Annotated in this window: 20 protein-coding genes; 16 read left to right on the top strand and 4 right to left on the bottom strand. The window is 34.1% G+C overall.

What is annotated here, in order from left to right:
* Positions 1–6: 6 nt before the first annotated feature.
* The 3 genes from KPL75_RS10825 (at position 7) to KPL75_RS10815 (ending at position 3,090) form a co-directional block, all read left to right on the top strand.
* A complete protein-coding gene (locus KPL75_RS10825) occupies positions 7–645 on the top strand; it encodes an SdpI family protein (protein WP_201064104.1) in 639 nt (212 codons plus the stop codon).
* 164 nt (positions 646–809) lie between these two features.
* Positions 810–1,526, top strand: a complete 717-nt coding sequence (locus KPL75_RS10820) for an ABC transporter ATP-binding protein (protein WP_219920665.1) — start codon at positions 810–812, stop codon at positions 1,524–1,526.
* Positions 1,516–3,090: a permease gene (locus KPL75_RS10815; RefSeq protein WP_219920664.1), complete on the top strand. Its 1,575-nt coding sequence runs from the start codon at positions 1,516–1,518 to the stop codon at positions 3,088–3,090. The genes KPL75_RS10820 and KPL75_RS10815 overlap by 11 nt, the downstream gene beginning before the upstream one ends.
* Positions 3,091–3,155: 65 nt before the next feature.
* Here the strand turns inward: KPL75_RS10815 and KPL75_RS10810 are convergent, their stop codons facing one another.
* A complete protein-coding gene (locus KPL75_RS10810; RefSeq protein ID WP_219920663.1) occupies positions 3,156–4,028 on the bottom strand; it encodes an AraC family transcriptional regulator in 873 nt (290 codons plus the stop codon).
* Between the two features lie 306 nt (positions 4,029–4,334).
* Here KPL75_RS10810 and KPL75_RS10805 point away from each other — a divergent pair, with 306 nt between their 5' ends.
* The 10 genes from KPL75_RS10805 (at position 4,335) to KPL75_RS10760 (ending at position 14,965) form a co-directional block, all read left to right on the top strand.
* On the top strand, positions 4,335–5,105 hold the full coding sequence (locus tag KPL75_RS10805) for an ABC transporter ATP-binding protein (RefSeq protein WP_219920662.1): 771 nt from the start codon (positions 4,335–4,337) through the stop codon (positions 5,103–5,105).
* The gene (locus KPL75_RS10800) at positions 5,092–7,041 is read left to right on the top strand and encodes an ABC transporter permease (RefSeq protein WP_201040793.1); all 1,950 of its coding nucleotides are present in this window, start codon (positions 5,092–5,094) and stop codon (positions 7,039–7,041) included. Before KPL75_RS10805 ends, KPL75_RS10800 begins: the two co-directional genes overlap by 14 nt.
* Before the next feature lie 144 nt (positions 7,042–7,185).
* Complete coding sequence (locus tag KPL75_RS10795) at positions 7,186–7,764, top strand: class I SAM-dependent methyltransferase (protein WP_219920661.1); 579 nt, start codon at positions 7,186–7,188, stop codon at positions 7,762–7,764.
* A complete protein-coding gene (locus tag KPL75_RS10790; RefSeq protein WP_016095913.1) occupies positions 7,764–8,378 on the top strand; it encodes a DedA family protein in 615 nt (204 codons plus the stop codon). Before KPL75_RS10795 ends, KPL75_RS10790 begins: the two co-directional genes overlap by 1 nt.
* 28 nt (positions 8,379–8,406) lie before the next feature.
* Entirely contained in the window at positions 8,407–9,108 is a 702-nt protein-coding gene (locus KPL75_RS10785; RefSeq protein ID WP_219920660.1) for a response regulator transcription factor, read from the top strand.
* Positions 9,092–10,600 carry a sensor histidine kinase gene (locus KPL75_RS10780; RefSeq protein ID WP_219920659.1) on the top strand — a complete coding sequence of 503 codons (1,509 nt, stop codon included), beginning with the start codon at positions 9,092–9,094 and terminating at the stop codon, positions 10,598–10,600. Before KPL75_RS10785 ends, KPL75_RS10780 begins: the two co-directional genes overlap by 17 nt.
* A gap of 143 nt (positions 10,601–10,743) precedes the next feature.
* Positions 10,744–11,109 (top strand): YxeA family protein, encoded by a 366-nt coding sequence (locus KPL75_RS10775; protein WP_219921096.1) that lies wholly within the window; start codon positions 10,744–10,746, stop codon positions 11,107–11,109.
* Positions 11,110–11,303: 194 nt separating this feature from the next.
* Positions 11,304–12,074, top strand: coding sequence for a rod shape-determining protein MreC (gene mreC / locus KPL75_RS10770; RefSeq protein WP_002067772.1), 771 nt, complete (start codon positions 11,304–11,306; stop codon positions 12,072–12,074).
* Between the two features lie 266 nt (positions 12,075–12,340).
* Positions 12,341–13,102 carry an ABC transporter ATP-binding protein gene (locus KPL75_RS10765; protein WP_219920657.1) on the top strand — a complete coding sequence of 254 codons (762 nt, stop codon included), beginning with the start codon at positions 12,341–12,343 and terminating at the stop codon, positions 13,100–13,102.
* Between the two features lie 15 nt (positions 13,103–13,117).
* Positions 13,118–14,965: an FtsX-like permease family protein gene (locus KPL75_RS10760; RefSeq protein WP_219920656.1), complete on the top strand. Its 1,848-nt coding sequence runs from the start codon at positions 13,118–13,120 to the stop codon at positions 14,963–14,965.
* Positions 14,966–15,182: 217 nt separating this feature from the next.
* Here KPL75_RS10760 and KPL75_RS10755 read toward each other — a convergent pair whose 3' ends face one another.
* The 3 genes from KPL75_RS10755 to hpt all read right to left on the bottom strand — a co-directional run bounded on the left by KPL75_RS10755 (position 15,183) and on the right by hpt (position 17,167).
* Positions 15,183–15,362 carry a cold-inducible protein YdjO-related protein gene (locus tag KPL75_RS10755; RefSeq protein ID WP_219920655.1) on the bottom strand — a complete coding sequence of 60 codons (180 nt, stop codon included), beginning with the start codon at positions 15,360–15,362 and terminating at the stop codon, positions 15,183–15,185.
* A 150-nt stretch (positions 15,363–15,512) separates the two neighbouring features.
* A complete protein-coding gene (locus tag KPL75_RS10750; RefSeq protein ID WP_219920654.1) occupies positions 15,513–16,415 on the bottom strand; it encodes a diacylglycerol/lipid kinase family protein in 903 nt (300 codons plus the stop codon).
* 224 nt (positions 16,416–16,639) lie between these two features.
* On the bottom strand, positions 16,640–17,167 hold the full coding sequence (hpt, locus tag KPL75_RS10745) for a hypoxanthine phosphoribosyltransferase (protein ID WP_000687586.1): 528 nt from the start codon (positions 17,165–17,167) through the stop codon (positions 16,640–16,642).
* Positions 17,168–17,328: 161 nt separating this feature from the next.
* Here hpt and KPL75_RS10740 point away from each other — a divergent pair, with 161 nt between their 5' ends.
* From KPL75_RS10740 to KPL75_RS10730, 3 genes are all read left to right on the top strand, one after another.
* Positions 17,329–17,544 (top strand): hypothetical protein, encoded by a 216-nt coding sequence (locus KPL75_RS10740; protein WP_219920653.1) that lies wholly within the window; start codon positions 17,329–17,331, stop codon positions 17,542–17,544.
* Positions 17,545–17,728: 184 nt separating this feature from the next.
* Complete coding sequence (locus KPL75_RS10735) at positions 17,729–18,061, top strand: hypothetical protein (RefSeq protein WP_219920652.1); 333 nt, start codon at positions 17,729–17,731, stop codon at positions 18,059–18,061.
* A gap of 177 nt (positions 18,062–18,238) precedes the next feature.
* A complete protein-coding gene (locus KPL75_RS10730; protein ID WP_219920650.1) occupies positions 18,239–18,733 on the top strand; it encodes an LPXTG cell wall anchor domain-containing protein in 495 nt (164 codons plus the stop codon).
* The last annotated feature ends 14 nt before the right edge of the window (positions 18,734–18,747 follow it).

Raw genomic sequence — 18,747 nt, 5'->3', positions numbered from 1 at the left:
GAGAGGATGAAAAGACACGTATTACCATGGAGTTTAATTATTGCAATTGCAATTGGCTGGTACATTGTATGGCCTTATTTACCGAAACAAATTCCACGTCATTATAATGCTGCAGGAATGGTAGATGGATATTTTTCTAAAGTAGAAGCGAGTTCAGTTTCAATAGGTAGTATGGTGTTGCTGTATTTGATATGGCTAGCTATGGGGTATATTGATGTAACGAAAGATAAGTATAAACAGCATGCTAAAGTCCTTTCTGCAATCCATTATGCCATTCTTTTGATAGGGTTCGGCTGTAATATATTTGCGCTATTAGCAGTGTCTAATTATATTGCATCGGGCTCCATTGCATTTAATTTCGGACTTGGAACATTGTTTTTAGTACTCGGCAATTATATGCAACAAACGAAGCCAAATGGCTTAGTAGGAATCCGGATGGACTGGACATTAGAAAATCCTGTAGTTTGGAGAAAAACACACAGATTTGCTTCGAAGGTATTTGTAATAGGTGCACTTTGTATATATGCTGGGGCGGTACTTCCAGATCCATTCAATATTTTTATGGCAATTGGAATAATATTAGTATGCATCTTCATATCAACGATAAAGTCATATGTTATTTATAAAAAAGAAATGCAATTGTGAGCAATAAGCGATTGAACTACACTAATCAAATTTAATATTTATAGTTTTTATGTGTTAACAGGTTCTAATACTCAGTGAGGATAAAAAACTTACTGAGTAAAATTAAAGGCTTTTCAGTCTGAATATTTCGTTTTTAATCCAAGGGATAGTTTGGGGGAAATCACATGTTAGAAATTATAAATTTTAGTAAGACATACAAAGGTGGAAAAAAAGCAGTAGATCAGTTAAATATTACTGTTCAAGCAGGAGATATCTTTGGATTTATTGGACATAACGGTGCGGGGAAAAGTACAACGATAAAGTCATTAGTAGGAGTTATAGATTTTGAAGAGGGCGAAATTTTTGTTGATGGCCATTCAGTAAAAAAGGATCCGATTGCATGTAAAAGAGTAATGGCGTATATTCCAGATAATCCAGATTTATATGAGCAATTAACAGGAATTCAATATTTAAACTTTGTTGCGGATGTTTTTAAGGTGTCTGCAAAAGAGCGGGAAAAGGAGATACAAAAGTATGGAGATGCTTTTGAGATTACACCGTACCTAGGTGATTTAATATCTTCTTATTCACATGGTATGAAACAAAAAGTGGCGATTATATCAGCGGTTTTGCATAAACCGAAATTATTAGTTTTAGATGAACCTTTCGTTGGTCTTGATCCAAAGGCTGCTGTAGTGTTGAAAGGTATTATGAAGGAGCTTTGTGAAAAGGGAAGTGCGATTTTCTTTTCTACTCATGTTTTAGATGTAGCGGAGAAGTTATGTAATAAAATAGCGATGATTAATAGAGGGAAATTAGCACTTTCAGGGGAAGTGAATTCTTTAATAAAGGAAGGTTCATTGGAAGAGCTCTTTATGAAGGAGCTTGCTAATGAATATTAGTAGTCTAGATCTTTTAAAAATCCGCTTGATAACACAGCTTGGTTTAAATACTTTTAAATACGAAAAAGATAAAAAGAAGAAGCAGAATAAGATTTTGTTGTCAGTGTCTATTGCCTTGGTGGGTGTCATGTTAATGCTATATTGTGGTGCCTCAGCATATGGGTTGGTGAGCTTGGGAATAAGTGGAATTATCCCAGTTTATGCATTAGTTATTAGCAGTGTATTGACGTTGTTTTTCACTATATTTAAGGCAAACGGAGAGATTTTTGCTTTTAAGGACTACGACCTTTTAATGTCATTACCGATTCGTGTAAGTACTGTTATTACAAGTAGGTTTTTGTATTTATATTTGCTGAATACGATCTTTTCAATCATAATCATGCTACCAATGGGAGTTGTTTATGGCATACATGAGAAGCCATCAGTTTCTTTTTACTTTATGTGGTTCATCAGTATGTTTATAGCATCTTTAATTCCAACAACAATCGCAGCGGTCTTTGGAGCTGCGATTACGGCAATCGCTTCTAAATTTAAAAATACGAATAAAATAACTACGATTTTAAGTTTCATAGTAATTATTACATTCGGTTTCTTTATGCTAAAAAACGGAAATGCTCAATATAGCCTTAATGATATGAACGGGATTGGTGCAATTGTTTCGGAGCAATTAACTAAAGTGTATCCACTAGCTAACATGTTTCAAAAAGCAATTGTTCATGCTGATATTGTAGCTTTCATCCTATTCGTTGGGATATCAGTTATTTGGTATTATCTTTTTGTAAAAATACTTTCGTTAAAATATAAGCAAATAAATACAGAGATTACCACTTATCATATGCTTTCAAATTATGAGATTCATGGCATGAGAAAAGAAAGTGTATTGGTCGCATTGTATAAAAAAGAGCTGAAACGTTTCTTCTCTTCTACAGTGTATGTCATAAATAGTGGAATGGGAGTCGTGATGGCGATAGCTTTCTCGCTAGCTATAGTTGTAGTAGGACCAAGTCAATTAATAGCGTACCCTGGAATTGAGACCCTGTTGCAAAAGGTTGCGCCATTTGCTATTGCAGCAGCGATTTCGATGACGTGTACAACATGTGTGTCATTGTCATTAGAAGGAAAAAATGTATGGATTATTAAGTCGTTACCTATTACGCCAAAGATGATTTATGACAGTAAAATACTTATGAATCTTTCATTAAGTATACCTGCATCACTTATTAGTGCCGTATTACTGATAATAGGGTTAAAACTAGATGTTTGGAGTTCTCTTTTCATCGTAATAACACCGATAACATATTCATTCTTTTCGGCAGTATGGGGGATTTTTATTAATAATCGATTTGGTTATTATGATTGGGTATCAGAAACTCAAATAGTAAAACAAAGTGTAGGATCGTTTGTCGGTATGTTTGGTGGCTTAATTATGGCTGTTATACCTGCTTTGTTAATCGGTACTGAGGCTATCTCGAACTACAGGGTATTTACTTTTGGAGTTATTATAGTGCTTGCGATTATTACTATTTTCTTGTATAAGAACGAGTCGAGAAGAAGTATAAAATAAGAAGCTGCTTTTCCTTTAAAGAGGAAGAGCAGCTTCTTTATTTTGAAAAATTTTAGACCTTTATATTACTTTTTTAAAACAGGTACCCATATCTCGCTTCTGAAATTCGGCGATGATACGTCTTTACTTTCATTCCACAATATTTCCGGTCCTTCCGCTAGTTCATAGTTCGAAGAAGGGAACCATTCGGAATAAATACGTCCCCACACATTTTGTAATGCATCAGGAAATGGACCGACAGCTTCAAATATAGCCCATGTTGAATTTGCGACTTCAAGTTGTTTGAATTGCTTTGGACAATCTTTCGTTGTGGCTACTCCAATATAGTGATCGAGTTCGCCTTTTTCCTCCATTCTTCCTTCAGAAAAATTCGTAGAAGCACTAATAATTCCGGTAGGTTCAATATTTGAAAGGGACTTTAATGTTTCGATTGATTGGCTGTCTAAACTTTTCCACATAGAAGCAATTTCTTCGTTTACACCGTTAAAAACAATCGGTACTCGTTTTTGTATACCAATGATTTGAAATGGCCCTTTTTCTTCAATTCGATAGTTCATTTCATTTCCTCCTTGAATGGATAGTTGGAAGGTCATTGGTGAATAAGCTTTCAAAGAACGACTAGTACTTCGAGCTTCTGAAGGCGTTATTCCGTGCAAATTTTGAAATGCACGTGTAAATGAATCTGGTGAGTTGTAGCCATATTTTATAGCGACATCAATGACTTTTGCATTGCTATCTTTTAGTTCAAAGACAGCAAGCGTAAGACGTCTACAGCGAATATATTCTGATAGTGGTATGCCAGCTAAAAAAGAAAACATTCTTTTGAAATGATATTCGGAGCAGAGAGCTATTTTTGCGACTTCTTTAAAATCAAGTTCATGTGTAAGGTTTTCCTCAATATACCGCATTGCCGCATTCATATTTTTAAGTGAATCCATTATATGACCTCCTTTGTATATAGAATAGCAAGAACGAAATAGCTCCATCCGACATTTCGTGCACAGCTTTGTAGGGTGCATTTTTAACCTTACAAAATTGTAATGTTCCTGTAAGGAGAATGAATGGATGGCATGATATCCCAATGTTATAGTAACAAAGTACTTTAGCTCATTAGGTTAAATTTTGATTTCTCCGCTTATGTGCCTTACATAACTGTCATGTTTGTGTAAGAAACATCGATAGTGGCAAGAGTAGAGAGTGTATATAGTTGAAAATAGAGAATAGAAGAAATGAGGGATGTCGAGATGAAAACAGTGTTAGAAGCAAAAAATATTGAAAAAGTATATGACACAGGTGGGAATAAATTTGCAGCTTTAAAAGGTATTAACTTACAAGTAAAAGAAGGGGAGTTCGTTGGAATTATGGGGCCTTCTGGTTCTGGGAAGACGACTCTTTTAAATGTCCTTTCTACAATTGATAATGCGACGGACGGTGAGATTTTAATTGATGGAAAAGATATCATGAAGATGAATGATGATAAGCTGGCGTTGTTCCGCCGTGATCATTTAGGTTTCATCTTCCAAGATTATAACTTATTAGATACGTTAACGGTAAAAGAAAACATTGCGTTACCTCTTGCGTTATCGAAGGTGAAAGCGAATGAGATTGATCGCCGCGTTCTTGAAATCTCAAAGAAATTCGGTATTGATCATATTTTAAGTCAGTTCCCATATCAAGTATCTGGTGGGCAGAAGCAGCGCTGCGCAGCATCGCGTGCGATCGTTACAAGTCCGAGTATGATATTTGGGGACGAGCCGACTGGAGCACTTGATTCTAAATCAGCGACAGATTTATTAGAAAGTATGAAGTCGTTAAATGAATATGATAACTCTACAATTTTAATGGTAACGCATGATGCATTTGCGGCGAGTTATTGTAAACGAGTTATTTTCATTAAAGATGGTGAGTTATATAAAGAATTGCACCGCGGTGAATCAACACGTAAACAGTTCTTCCAAAAAGTCGTTGACGTAATGTCTTCCATTTCTGGAGGTATGGCTGATGACCTTATCTAGCATTGCCCTCCGCAACATACAGCGGAATTTTAAAGACTACTTTGTATATTTTGCATCTATGATTTTTAGTATCGTCATTTACTTTACATTTAAAGCACTGCAATATAATTCACAAATGGAAAAAGCAGCGGAAGCCTCTAAAAAGATTAGCGGTGCGTTTCAAGTTTCCAGTGTGATGCTTATCATTTTCGTAGCAGTGTTCATTATATATTCGAACGGATTCTTTACACGTAAACGTAAAAAAGAAGTTGGCTTATATTCTTTATTAGGTATTCGTAAAAGACAAATTGGTAAAATGCTCTTTTATGAAAATATGTTAATGGGATTAATGTCATTAGTAATCGGGATTGCGATTGGTAGTGTCCTTTCAAAATTATTCCTTGAGTTATTAGTAAGTATGATGGGATTAAACTTAAACGTTCATTTTGAAGTACCGATGGCTGCCATTATTGATACAGCAATTATTTTCTTTGTGATTATTTTATATACATCACTCCAAGGGTATCGTTTAATTTATCGCTTTAAGTTAATTGAACTTTTCCGCGCAGAACGTGAAGGAGAAGCAATGCCAAAAGGATCTGTCATTATGGCATTAATTTCAGTTTTCTTAATCGGTTCAGGTTATTTCTTAGCGTTAATGTTTATGAAGGCAATTATGTATGCAAACTTTATGGCAGTTGCACTTTATATTTTACTTGCGACAGTATTAGGTACGTACTTACTATTTATGTTCTTTACTGTATTCGTATTGAAACGTGCAAGAAATAATAAATCATCGTTTTATAACGGTATGAATATGGTAACGACGTCACAGCTACTATATCGTATTAAAGGGAATGCAAAGTCACTTGCGACAATTTCTATTTTAAGTGCGGTAACATTAACAGCGGTTGGTACGTCAGTTACGATGTATTACAATACATTTACACAATCAAAAGCAGTTGCACCATACAGCTACTCTTATGAGAAGAAAGATGCAGAACTAGATAAGAAAGTAAATGCGATTTTTGCTGAGGAAAAAGAGAATCATCCTGTAAAAGATCAATTTGAAGCTGAGATGGTTCCTGTAAAAGGAAAGTTTGAAGGAGTTAAAGTCGATTTCATCTTTAATATGAACTACAGTATCTCAGAGAAATATCAATTTATATCTCAATCTGAATTTAATAAACTTGCTAAAAAAATCGATGTAGAAACAGTGAATATAGCTGCCGGTGAAGCCTTTATATATGATAGTTCTTATATTGAAGGGTATGAGTTTAGCCCTGAATATAAAGGAAATAAAGCGGTATTCCAAATTGGAAATGAAACGAAGACATTGACGATCCAAGGTGCAAATAATAATGCAATTACGAACTTAGGTGAATTAGTTGTTGTCGTTCCAGATGAAATGTATGAACAAGCGAAGCAAGCATTTGGAACACGTGTTGTGAAAAATATTGATGTAAAAGATGAAAGAAACAGTAAAGTATTAACAGAAAAATTAACAAAAGTGATGCCAGCTGGTGAATCAGAAATGGCACCACCATTTAGAGACTTCTATACTGGTTTCCATATGGGACTTGAAGCAACTGGACTAATGATGTTCATCGGAATGTTCTTAGGACTTGTATTCTTACTAGCAACAGGTTCTATCATTTACTTTAAACAATTAACAGAAGCAAATGCTGATCGTGAGCGTTATGTTGTACTTCGTAAAGTCGGGGTAACGAAACAGGAAATGAAAAAAGCTATCGCAAAACAAGTAAGCTTTATCTTTGCGATTCCGTTAGTAATCGGAATTCTACACAGCTTGTTTGCATTAAAAGGTTTAGGGAACATACTACCGTTTGAAATTATGATTCCGCTCCTAATTAGTATCGGAGTATACGGTGTCATTTATATCGGATATTACTTCTTAACAGTTCGTTCTTATTATAAGATTGTGAGCGCGAAGTAATAAAGGGGCAGCTATCGCTATAAGCGGTAGCTGTTTTTTGATTTCTTCATAAAATCTTAAGAAATCTCCTCAATTTTTATTAAGAAACGATAGTTATACTTAAACACAAGTTAAAAACTATTGAACGAATGGGGAGAGATTTACATGCAACTCATAACATTCTTACATGAATTTATTAAACACCCGAAACATACTGGTGCGATTGCGCCAAGTTCAAAAATATTAGCAAAGAAAATGGTAGATGTAATTGATTTTAATAGAGCGAAGTGCATTGTGGAATCAGGTCCTGGTACAGGAGTCTTTACGAAAGAAATTATGAAGCGAAAGAAGAAGGAGACAATGTTTCTTCTTATCGAAATTAATGAAGTGTTTTTCAAAGAGCTAAAGAGAAAATTTAAAGATGAGCAGAATGTCATTGTTGTACATGGTTCAGCTGAAAATATAAAGACGTATATGGAAGAGCTCAATATAGAATGCATTGATTACGTCTTATCAGGATTGCCTTTCACATCTTTACCAGAAGAGGTTTCAAAACGCATTTTAAACAACGCAATGGAAGCGATACATGAGAGTGGTGAATTCATTACATTTCAATATTCACTTGTGAAAAAAGGATTTATACAGCATTTCTTCCCTGAAATTACACTAGAAAAAGTTTGGTTTAATTTCCCGCCAGCCTACGTCTTTAGCTGTAAAAAAGTGCTAAGGGGAGCATATGCATAATGGAGCTACATGAATTAATATCATACATTGAGCAGTATGGTTATTGGGCACTATTTTTTTGTTTATGGCTTGGTATTATCGGTATGCCGATTCCAGATGAAATGATTGTAATGAGTGGTGGATTTGTATCTTCATTAGGCGTATTAAGTGTCATTCCTGCGTTTTTATTAACATATTTAGGCGTTGTATCTGGGCTTTCTTTAGGTTACATACTAGGGAAAATATTTGGCATAAGAGTGCTTGAAAAATTGATGAAAAAGAAGAAGGCGAAGTACCTTTTAAAATCACAAGAGATAGTAGGGAAATATGGTCATTATGCATTAGTAATAAGTTATTTTATCCCCGTTGTGAGACATATCGTACCGTATTTAGTAGGAATGAATAACATGTCATTTAAAACGTATGCGATTTATTCATATGTAACAGGATTTGTTTGGACGTTAGTTTACTTTGTGCTAGGCTCTATATTTGGAAAGCATATAGAAATGATAGTAACCCTTGTGACCGAGTATGGTATATATTTTGGTGGCATCGTTATCATAGTTTCTAGTATTTCTTATGTGTATATGCATAAGAAGAATGCGGTAGTGAGTGAAATAAAGCAACATTCATAGTTTGGTAAATGATGCTGGAGGAGATTTTATGAGTAAAGGAACGATACTTATCGTGGACGATGAGAAGGAAATTAGAAAACTTATCGCCATCTATTTGAAGAATGAAGGTTACGAAGTATTACAAGCTAGAGATGGTGAAGAGGGGTTAGAAATAGTAAGGAAAAGAGACGTGCATCTAATTGTACTTGATATTATGATGCCGAAAATAGATGGTATTCATATGTGTATGAAAGTGAGAGAAATAGCGGAAATGCCCATTATTATGCTGTCGGCAAAAACGCAAGATATGGACAAGATTCTAGGGTTAACAACTGGAGCAGACGATTACGTAGCAAAACCATTTAATCCACTTGAACTCATTGCTCGTATTAAATCACAACTTCGGAGATATATGAAAATGAGCGGGGCAAGTGTAAAAGATGAAAATGTATTTGAAGTTGGAGATATAAAGATAAATATAGCAACGCGGCAGGTCATTATTGCAAATGAAGAGGTGAAATTGACACCGAGAGAGTTTGAGGTATTAGAATTGCTTGCACGAAATCAAGGAATGGTATTAAATGCAGAGCAAATTTATGAAAGAGTATGGAAAGAGCAAGCTTTCCAATCCGATAATACTGTGATGGTACATATTCGGAAAATACGTGAAAAGATAGAGGCAATTCCAAGGAAGCCTCGTTACATTAAAACAGTATGGGGAGTTGGCTACAAGATTGAGAAAGATATTTGAACCGATAATATGGATGAATCAAGTTTTAAAAAAAATGATAGGTAAAACAGTTAGTTATTTGCAAAAGAGCATACGGGTACAGCTAATTACTACATTTACTTTCTGTACATTACTTGGTGTATTAGTAGGGTGGTCTTCATCTTCCTTTTTCGAGGATGCGAATAAAATTTCTATCATTGATTATGCATCAGGTATGGAAGCCATTGATGGACAGACACAAAGGCTTGTTGAAAGTATGACAGAAGAGGGTAAGGAAATTAATATACAAGAACTGCTTGATCAATTAAATCATCAAAATCAATTGAAGGTTTTAATAATAGATGAGAATGGGAAAGTCGTTTATAAAACAAAGGGAGCACCGGAAGAACAGATTAATCTTCATGAGACGATGCGTAATGTAATGGATTTTAAAATGGATCAAGTACGCTATGTAGAGGCACAGAATTTAATTCAAGATAGAGCTGAACAAAAGCGTAAGGAGTTTACAACCTTTTATCCAGTTACTGTTAATACGAAAAATATGTATATCATTGCAAGTGGTATACCACAAGGAAATGTAAAGTATGTAGTGAACGGTAGTAGTCCATTCCCATCTGTACTAGGTTTTATTACTTTTCTACTTTCTTTCTTTTATATAACGAAAAGGAAAATGAATCAGATTGAAGCAATGGCAGAAGGAGTAAGAGAGTTTTCGAAAGGGAACTTACAATATAAAATCAAACAGGCAGGTCAAGATGAAATAGGTGTGTTAACTTCAAATATTAATCAAATGGCAGAAAAGCTTTTGGCTAATATAGAAAAAGAAAAACAAATAGAGAAACAAAAAAGTGAATTGATTACAAATGTATCACATGATTTAAGAACACCACTTACTTCTATTATGGGGTATTTACGCTTACTAGGTGATGCGAAATATGAAAATAAAGAACAGCATGATGAGTATATAAAAATTGCTTTCTCAAAATCAGAGCAGTTGAAGATGTTAATAGAGGATTTGTTTGAGTATACAAAACTAACAGATGAAAATATGGTATTAGATTCGCAAGAAGTGTGTATGAATGAACTACTTGATCAGTTAATAGAAGAGCTAGTACCACAAGCGGAGGAACATAATCTCTCATTCGTGAAAAAATTTCAGGAAGATCGTATATATGCCGTTGTGGATTCAGAAAAAATGGTACGTGTGTTTGAAAATCTCTTAATAAATGCAATTAAATACAGTATAGATAAAGTGGAAATTCAAGTTTCACTTCAAAGAGAAGAACAGCATATCAAAATTTCTATAGCGAATCATAGTGAAGAATTTACAAAAAAAGAGTTAGAGAACTTATTTGAGCGTTTTTATAAAAAAGATCAATCTAGAAGTAGAGCTGTAGAAGGTTCAGGCTTGGGGCTTGCAATTGCAAAAAGCATTGTTGAATTGCACAAAGGAGAAATTCGAGCGGAATATGAAAATGGGGTTATTCAATTTATTATCTTATTGCCAATTTAATTAGAAGGGCATTAGAAATATCGGTTACCTTCTAATTAGGGAAGAATGAGTGATAGTGTTGCTATTGATTTAGAGGGAGTCTTATTCCATCATTCAGGGGGACATTGACTAATAAAACAGAGAAGTGGAGAATCGAAAGTTATATGAAAAAATTAAGTGCGTTTATGATATTGGTTATAGTTGGAGTTACATTACTTATAGTGAAAGGTGGACCGATTGTAGATCAACTCAATCCGTTTATTAAAGAAGATATTTATTATGCTGTTGTCGACAGTGATGGGGAGTATGAAGCCAAAAGTAATGGTTTTGGTAGATGGAATTATAAATTTAAAGGATATGATGAATCTGGTAAAGAACAAAAAATTATGATGACTTCTTCAAAACATTTACGAATAGGGGCATATTTAAAGATTAAATCTAAAGGGACCTATGGTATGAAATGGGAAGAAATACAAGGTGACGAAATACCAGCTAAAGCAAAAGAAAAAGTAACAATAAAACATAATTAGTTATAGAAATTATAAGTTGAATTCAATAGATAAAGTAACGATCAAGCTTCAAATGTAATGGCAGTATATGATAATTTCTAAAATTTTTATAAAGAAGATAAAGATTATCTGAACTTTATCTAAACTGCATTTCTTCTGTATACAACTACTAGTATTCTATATTGTGTAGATAAAAAATGGTAAGGAGTAACAGGATGATTATGCAGGTTTCTAAGAGGAAAATATTATTATTTCTTTCAATTATTCTTTTTGTTTTATTGATGATGTATGTATGTACGAATAATAGGCATGTACAAAATATTGTTAACAATATAGAAGACATTTATAAAGTATATAAAGAGAATCAATTATTGCAAGAAAAAATCGAGAACCAAGAATCGTTAAAGAGTAAAGTGCAAATGTTAAGTGAGGAGAAAGAAAACCTTACTAAGCTTATCAACAAGACGAGAGAATTAAAGGAACAAGGAAAATATAATTTAATTCAAGCTACAGTAGTAAGGCGTGTAGCAGAAGATTGGTATGGAAAAATCGCTCTTAATAGAGGGGTACAACATGGTGTAAAGGTTGATATGGCTGTTATGACGGTGAGTGGTCTTATTGGAAAGGTAGAGAGTGTAGATCAATTTACATCTATTGTGAAATTAATTACGAAAGATGAAAGAACAAATCGTTTAGCAATCACCTTCCAAAATAACTCATCCATTTTAGGATTTGTTACAGGGTATGATAAGGAAAAACAAGCTCTTCGAATTGATAATATTCCATCAGATAAAGCGAAAGAAATAAAAATAGGTGATAGCATTATTACCTCTGAATTGAGCCGGAAAATACCACCTGGTCTTGAAGTAGCGGAGGTAATAGATCAAGAGCCGGATAAATATGGCCTTGCACATATTATTTATGCAAAACCAAAGGCGAATTTATATGATTTAGAAGATGTCATTTTAGTAGAACCTAAAGGGTAGCAAAGTATAGATGAATATCATTTTTTTTAGGTAGAGTAAGATTAAGAGGAGAAATAAAGTCTTTATTTCTTACTCAAAAATAGAATATAGAAATCAAAAGTCCCAAGCTACTAGCTTTGGGGCTTTTTCATATTCTTAAAGAAATGTTAAGAATATCCGCTGCTATTTATTAAGAAATGCTATCTATACTTAGAAATGGGTTAAGAAATGCTCGGAAAATATGTAAGGGAAATAAAAATAGGAAAAAGAAGTGTAGGAGGATATATATGAAAGCAACAGTTGTGGAGGTAAAGAATGTACAAAAGGTATACGGTAAAAAAGGTGAGAGCCAATCGCATGTACTAAAGAATGTATCGTTCTCGATTCAAGAGGGTGAATTCGTTGGGATTATGGGACCATCTGGTTCAGGGAAAACAACATTATTGAATGTAATTTCTACATTAGATAAAGCGACAGGTGGAATTGTTGAAATTGCTGGAACAGATATTACGAAAATGAAGCAAGGGGAATTATCTGATTTTCGCTCAAAGAAACTAGGGTTTATCTTTCAAGATTTTAACTTGCTTGAAAATTTATCAATCTATGAAAACATTGCATTACCGCTTTCTCTACAAGGTACTCAATCGAAAAGAATTGGATCAAAGGTGAAAAAGGTAGCAGAAATGTTAGGGATTTCAGAGATTCTTCAAAAATATCCGTCCGAAGTATCTGGTGGACAAAAACAACGTTCGGCAGCGGCTCGTGCACTTGTACATGAGCCAGCAATTATTTTAGGAGATGAGCCAACAGGAGCGCTTGATTCTAAAAATGCGAAAAGTTTATTAGAGGCGATGACCAACTTAAATGAAGAGCAGGATGTTTCAATTATGATGGTTACACATGATCCATTTAGTGCGAGTTACTGCCGACGTATTTTATTTATCCAAGACGGAGAACTGTATAAAGAAATTTATCGCAGAGGTATTTGTGAAGAGTTTTATAAAGAAATTTTAGATGTGCTTGCAGATTTAGGCACACCAAAAGCATAAGAAAGAAGGTTCAACATGTTATTTAAACTTTCCATGTCAGGACTAAAAAGTAAACGAAAAGACTATATGATCTTATTAGTTGGGCTTATTATGTCTATTTCAATTTTTTATATGTTTCAAACGTTAGCGTTAAATAAAACATTTATCGAAGGGAATTCTATGGATGGGATTTTTTCAGTCTTCCAAACGGGCTCATTTTTATTAGGGTTTATTACATTGTTTTATATTTTATACGCCAACTCATTTTTATTATCACTTCGGCAAAAAGAATTTGGTATGTATATGGTATTAGGGGCAAAAAAGCATAAAATTACATTGCTCATGTTTATTGAAACAATTGTATTAGGAATAGTATCTCTTATAGTAGGTGTGATAGTCGGTATAATCTTGGCGCAAGGCGTGGGACATTTACTGATGAAGGAACTAGAATTTACTGGCGGTGGTTATCATGCATTTTATGTACCATCAATTATTGTTACTTTCATCTTTTTCATTGCATTATTTATGTTGTCCGCAATTATGAATGGTATGAAACTAGTGCGTAATTCGCTATTACAACTCGTTCACTCCAATAGTCAAAAAGAGCGTACACCTACTAAAGGAAAACTAACGAATATAGTAGCACTTTTATCAATTATTTTATTAGCAGTTGGTTATGCTTCGATGATTTATATGAAAGAGTTAAAGGAATCAGGATTTATCATTGCTACAATTACAGTAACATTAGGAACTTACATGCTATTTGCATCATTCCTTCCCATTATTATTAACAAACTAAAAGCGAATAAAAATCGTAGTGAAAAAGGAATCAATGCGTTTACGTTTGCACAGTTAAGTTTTTCTATTAATAGTTTAACGAAAGTATTAGCGACAGTTGCTATGTTAGTGGCTCTCGGTGCGGGTGCAATCTCCAGTGGTATGGCGTTAAAAAATAATGTCACAAATATGGTGGAGAGTGCAGAATACTATGATGTCGAAATTAAAAATCCCACAGCAGAAGAAAAGAAAATATTAGATAGTATTACATTTAAAGAAAAGAACGAATATCGATACAAAGTAGATGAGCAGTTTATTTACCAATTGAAAGAAGATTTAGAAAGGAATCGTCCGCTAACACCTACTGGAAAAGACGGGAATAGTAGCCGATTCGTTCCTGTTTCGAGGGAGCTAATTGTCGGAGCCGTTTTAAGCCATAGCCAAGAAAAAAACGAGGATAATACCAATGTAGTTCCAGAAGAGTGGGCAAATGTTTTAAGGTCTCTTCAAAAGACATATATGAATCCTAGTCAAAAGATACAAATTGTAGATCAAAAGATGTATGACGGGATACAAGGTAAAGAAGAAATTATAATACTGGGGAAAACGGACAATTTTATAACGTATAAAGAAGAATGGGAAAAAATCGATGAATTAGAGCTAGCTAAATATAAAGATATGAAAGAAGTACATCTTTTAAGTAAATATATGCTGTATGAAGGATATTACAGTACTTACAGTGGAACAGTATTTATGGGATTTTTTTTAGGCATAGCTTTCTTAGCAATGTTGGCAAGTTGTTTAATGTTTAAAATTCTTTCTGGTGCTTCAAAAGATATTATTCGCTATCAAATGCTTCGTAAAATTGGTGTACGTTATGAGCTATTAACGAAATCAATTTATAAAGAGTTACTTTTAGTTTTCTTGTTCCCAGCGATTGTAGGTATAATGCACGTATTAGTTGGAATGAACATATTCTCGTTCTTAATAGATAATCCATATTTCCGTATTTGGCTGCCGATTATTATTTTCTTATTCATTTACGTGGTTTATTATTTCATTACAGTTCAACTGTATAAAAAAATTGTTCTTCCGAAAGAAGTGTAGTACGTAGTGAGTAAGGGGGACAATGAATAGAAACAAATTTCGGGAAATATTATATGGAATTTATAGCGATGAAGAAGTTATAAATTCAAAAAAGCAGCTATTCTACGTAATAGCTGCTTCTTTCATTATTTGTAATTAGGAAGCAACTTGTACTGTAGATAGGGAGAAACAAAATCCTCTATTTTTTCAGTATATAAAAGATAAAGAGGGAGAGGTATTATAACTTCTGTAGTAATCGTTCACCGCTTTTCATGTCACCTTTACACAATGGGCATTGCGGCTTATCTTCTAAAGAAAAATTTTTACGCATCCATCCAAGACAGTCGCTTGCTTCGCATTCCCATACAGCAATTCCTTCTGGTTCTTCCACAGGTTTATCATTTTTTCTCCAATACATGTGATTGCTCCTTTAAATTGAAAAGTTTTTTAGAAAAAACAAAAAAGGTTGTTAACGATTTTTGTTAACAACCTTTTATTTATTCATCATACTATATTTTTTTGAAAAATGCGAAGTTTAGTAATTATTAAAGTTATAGCGAAATAGTGATTACACAAACACAGGATTATAAATCATCGTAAAGTGCCCTTGTAACAACTCAATATGACAAGGTGTATGAAGCGAACTTTCTCCATCTGTATCTACTTCTTTTTCTTCTTCTGTTTCAATATGAATGGACTTTGCTTTTACGTGGAAGATGTCATTTTCATTTGTGTCTTCAAATAATTTCTTTCCGATATAATCTTTAAAGGCTTGAATGCCTGTTGATTTGACTACGAAAATATCAAGTGTTCCGTCATCACATTTTACGTTAGGAATAAAGGAAGGAATACCGCCAAGATATTCGCCGTTTCCAACCATAACAAGGACAGCTTCGTCTTCATATACTTGTCCATCGTAAGTTATTTTTACTGGGAATGTTTCAGCGTTTTTAACAGTTCGAATGGTGCTTAAATAGTAACCAATTTTACCAAGCTTTGCTTTCTCTTCTGCATCAATATTGTTTGATACTTCAGAGACAAGTCCAATACCCCAGAAGTTTAAGAAGTGTTGTCCATTTGCTTTTGCGACATCGATTGGTTTTACATGTCCTTTTGTAATGAGTTTCGCTGCTTCTGCAATATTTTGCGGAACACCAAGTGTGCGAGAGAAGTCGTTGCAAGTTCCGCCTGGAATGATTGCAAGTGTAGGTCTAGTTTCAAGAGGGGCTAAGCCGTTTGTGCATTCAAATACAGTTCCGTCACCACCAAAGACGATAATTAAATCTACTTTACTAGCAAACTCTTGACAATATTTTGTTGCATCACCTTGCTTTTTCGTATGAAGGATATGTAAGTCAGGAAAAGCTGCGGCAAGTGGTGGTACGATTTTCGTTAAGTTTGTATGTAAATCGCCTTGCCCAGCTTTTGGATTTACGATGAGGAGTAATTTTTCAAATTTTGTCTTTGTCATTTTTATTCTCTCCCTTTGTCTTTTACGAATTGTGATAGAAAATAAACTTCCATCAGTAATTGATGGAAGTTTACCCTGCTTAACGGGCAGTAAGACTCCCACCTCAAATTTCGCCGAATACGAGGAAGTCAGGTGGGAGATTAACTGCCCGTAAAAGCCCGATTGGTGAAGGCTAATAATCAGTGGGAGAAAAAAACCACTGATCAAAGTTTCACTTTATTTTATTATTCCGTTACAACTGAAGCGATAAATGGTAAGTTACGATATTTTTCTGCGCAGTCGATACCGTAGCCAACGATAAATTCGTCTGGAATTTGGAAGCCAACATATTCAGCTTTTAAGTCCACTTTACGGCGCTCTGGTTTATCAAGTAACGTACAGAATTTCAATGCTTTTGGTTTATGCATGAAGAAGTGATCTTTTAAGAAGTGAAGTGTTAAACCAGAATCGATAATGTCTTCTACGACAATTACGTTTTTTCCAGTAATGTTTACATCGATATCTTTTAATAGTTTCACTTTTCCAGTTGTTTCTGTTTGATTTCCGTAGCTAGATGCAGAGATAAAGTCGATTGTTACTTCGTTTTTAATGTGACGAATTAAATCAGCAGCGAATACGAAAGATCCTTTTAATACAGCGATTACAACGATTTCTTCTCCTTCAAAATCACGTTCGATTTGGAGCGCTAGTTCTTTTACTTTTTCTTGTAATTGTTCTTCAGAAATTAAAGTGTCTTTTATTTCAATTTTCATTTGAATCCTCCTACAGTGTAAAACTTGTGAACATTTCGACTGTAAAGGATAGAATAGAAAAAGTCAAAGAAGGTAGTTATTTTTTACAAAAACAACGGCAAAATCATCTGATGATATGATATACTAAATATATTAAGAGAACGCTTCCATAAAGGGTGATTATGATGAAAAAGAAACAGTATACAAGTGCAACATTTATAAAAGCATTACTATTAACAATTGTTCTTGGCCTGTTGGCTTACATAATTGATGTACCTGCAATTCGCATTTCACTAATTGGAATGACTTTAGTATTAGGTGCAATTTCCCATGGCATGATATCACAGCTACAAGAAGCTGGAGTTGATAATATGAAAGATCATACAGATAAAAATTGAGAAACCTTCATGTATATACAATGAAGGTTTTTTCTTTTCTTACAAAAATGTAAGGTAGTTGTAAGGCAAATCGATAGTTGCGTAATAGCGTTTTGGATAAACTATAAGTGTAAGGTAAAAGGCAAGCATATTTTAGGTGAATTAAGTTTTAGGCACTCTATATGTGAAGAAGGAGTAGGAGGGCATGGAGAAACGTTGGACAACCTTTTCTTTTTTAGCGACTAGTAACACCGTAATGCTAGCTGGAGAAATGGATTTTTTGCACTTGTTTGATCGAGAAGACGATCATTCTTCTTCTAAATTTACAATGAAATGGCGTAAATGGAGCGAAAGTTGTAGATTGGAAGAAGAGGCCCCTAACGAAGAGCAAAGAGTTATTTTAACAAATCCTATTAAAGCATGGGTTGTTCAACGTCGTAAGTGTAACGTCAAAAATCACTTCAAGAAAACTGAGCCGAGACAATTAGTTATCACTCCGGCCTATTCTACTTCTAAATCACGCGAAAGTAACAAATAAATATCGAGACACACACCCAAAAAAACATCGTATATATTGCGATGTTTTTTTATTTTTCTACAATGAAATCTTTAAATGAAATATATTTCATCTGCATCTTATATTTATATCTATTGTTTATTCTAGTGATACATCCGATGCGACGTGATGTAAAACGTATAAGAGGAGAGAGATAAAATGAAAAAGAAGCTATTACCAATCTGTGCAATGGCACTTTTAACAGTAGGATACTCTTCAGTAGCAAGTGCGGATACTGGAACAGTAACAAAGGAAGAAGCAGCGCAAGTGCAACAAGATAAAGCTAAAAAAGAAGAAGCAATTAAGATACAGCAAAAAAATGATGCAGAGAAAAAGCAAGCAGCACAAGTACAAGAAAAAGGTGATATGGCTAAAAAAGAGGAAGCAATAAAAGCTGGGCAAACGAATGATACAGCGAAAAAAGAAGTAACACCACAAGTACAAGAAAAGGAAGCTCTTGCAAAAAAAGAAGCAGCAATTAAGGCCGGGCAAAAGAATGATGCGGCAAAAAAAGAAGTAGCGAAGCCAGTTGTACAAGGTGAAAAATTACCAAATACAGCATCAAATAATGTAGCAATGATGGCGCTAAGTGCATGTCTTGTAGGGATAGGGACATTATTTGGTTTGAATCGTCGTAATAAAGTTAAGGCATAAATAAAATATTTTCC

The organism is Bacillus sp. NP247 (genome assembly GCF_018966865.1).
Taxonomy (GTDB): domain Bacteria; phylum Bacillota; class Bacilli; order Bacillales; family Bacillaceae_G; genus Bacillus_A.
This window is presented reverse-complemented; position numbering and strand designations above follow the sequence as displayed.

Excerpts from the sequence above, each read along its gene's own strand:
- KPL75_RS10795 (WP_219920661.1), top strand. The coding sequence starts at position 7,186 with ATGCAACTCATAACATTCTTACATGAATTTATTAAACACCCGAAACAT.
- KPL75_RS10790 (WP_016095913.1), top strand. The coding sequence starts at position 7,764 with ATGGAGCTACATGAATTAATATCATACATTGAGCAGTATGGTTATTGG.
- KPL75_RS10820 (WP_219920665.1), top strand. The coding sequence starts at position 810 with ATGTTAGAAATTATAAATTTTAGTAAGACATACAAAGGTGGAAAAAAA.
- KPL75_RS10730 (WP_219920650.1), top strand. The coding sequence starts at position 18,239 with ATGAAAAAGAAGCTATTACCAATCTGTGCAATGGCACTTTTAACAGTA.
- KPL75_RS10805 (WP_219920662.1), top strand. The coding sequence starts at position 4,335 with ATGAAAACAGTGTTAGAAGCAAAAAATATTGAAAAAGTATATGACACA.
- KPL75_RS10740 (WP_219920653.1), top strand. The coding sequence starts at position 17,329 with ATGATGAAAAAGAAACAGTATACAAGTGCAACATTTATAAAAGCATTA.
- KPL75_RS10785 (WP_219920660.1), top strand. The coding sequence starts at position 8,407 with ATGAGTAAAGGAACGATACTTATCGTGGACGATGAGAAGGAAATTAGA.
- hpt (WP_000687586.1), bottom strand. The coding sequence starts at position 17,167 with ATGAAAATTGAAATAAAAGACACTTTAATTTCTGAAGAACAATTACAA.
- KPL75_RS10800 (WP_201040793.1), top strand. The coding sequence starts at position 5,092 with ATGACCTTATCTAGCATTGCCCTCCGCAACATACAGCGGAATTTTAAA.
- KPL75_RS10815 (WP_219920664.1), top strand. The coding sequence starts at position 1,516 with ATGAATATTAGTAGTCTAGATCTTTTAAAAATCCGCTTGATAACACAG.
- KPL75_RS10810 (WP_219920663.1), bottom strand. The coding sequence starts at position 4,028 with ATGGATTCACTTAAAAATATGAATGCGGCAATGCGGTATATTGAGGAA.
- mreC (WP_002067772.1), top strand. The coding sequence starts at position 11,304 with ATGATTATGCAGGTTTCTAAGAGGAAAATATTATTATTTCTTTCAATT.
- KPL75_RS10760 (WP_219920656.1), top strand. The coding sequence starts at position 13,118 with ATGTTATTTAAACTTTCCATGTCAGGACTAAAAAGTAAACGAAAAGAC.
- KPL75_RS10755 (WP_219920655.1), bottom strand. The coding sequence starts at position 15,362 with ATGTATTGGAGAAAAAATGATAAACCTGTGGAAGAACCAGAAGGAATT.
- KPL75_RS10765 (WP_219920657.1), top strand. The coding sequence starts at position 12,341 with ATGAAAGCAACAGTTGTGGAGGTAAAGAATGTACAAAAGGTATACGGT.
- KPL75_RS10825 (WP_201064104.1), top strand. The coding sequence starts at position 7 with ATGAAAAGACACGTATTACCATGGAGTTTAATTATTGCAATTGCAATT.
- KPL75_RS10735 (WP_219920652.1), top strand. The coding sequence starts at position 17,729 with ATGGAGAAACGTTGGACAACCTTTTCTTTTTTAGCGACTAGTAACACC.
- KPL75_RS10775 (WP_219921096.1), top strand. The coding sequence starts at position 10,744 with ATGAAAAAATTAAGTGCGTTTATGATATTGGTTATAGTTGGAGTTACA.
- KPL75_RS10750 (WP_219920654.1), bottom strand. The coding sequence starts at position 16,415 with ATGACAAAGACAAAATTTGAAAAATTACTCCTCATCGTAAATCCAAAA.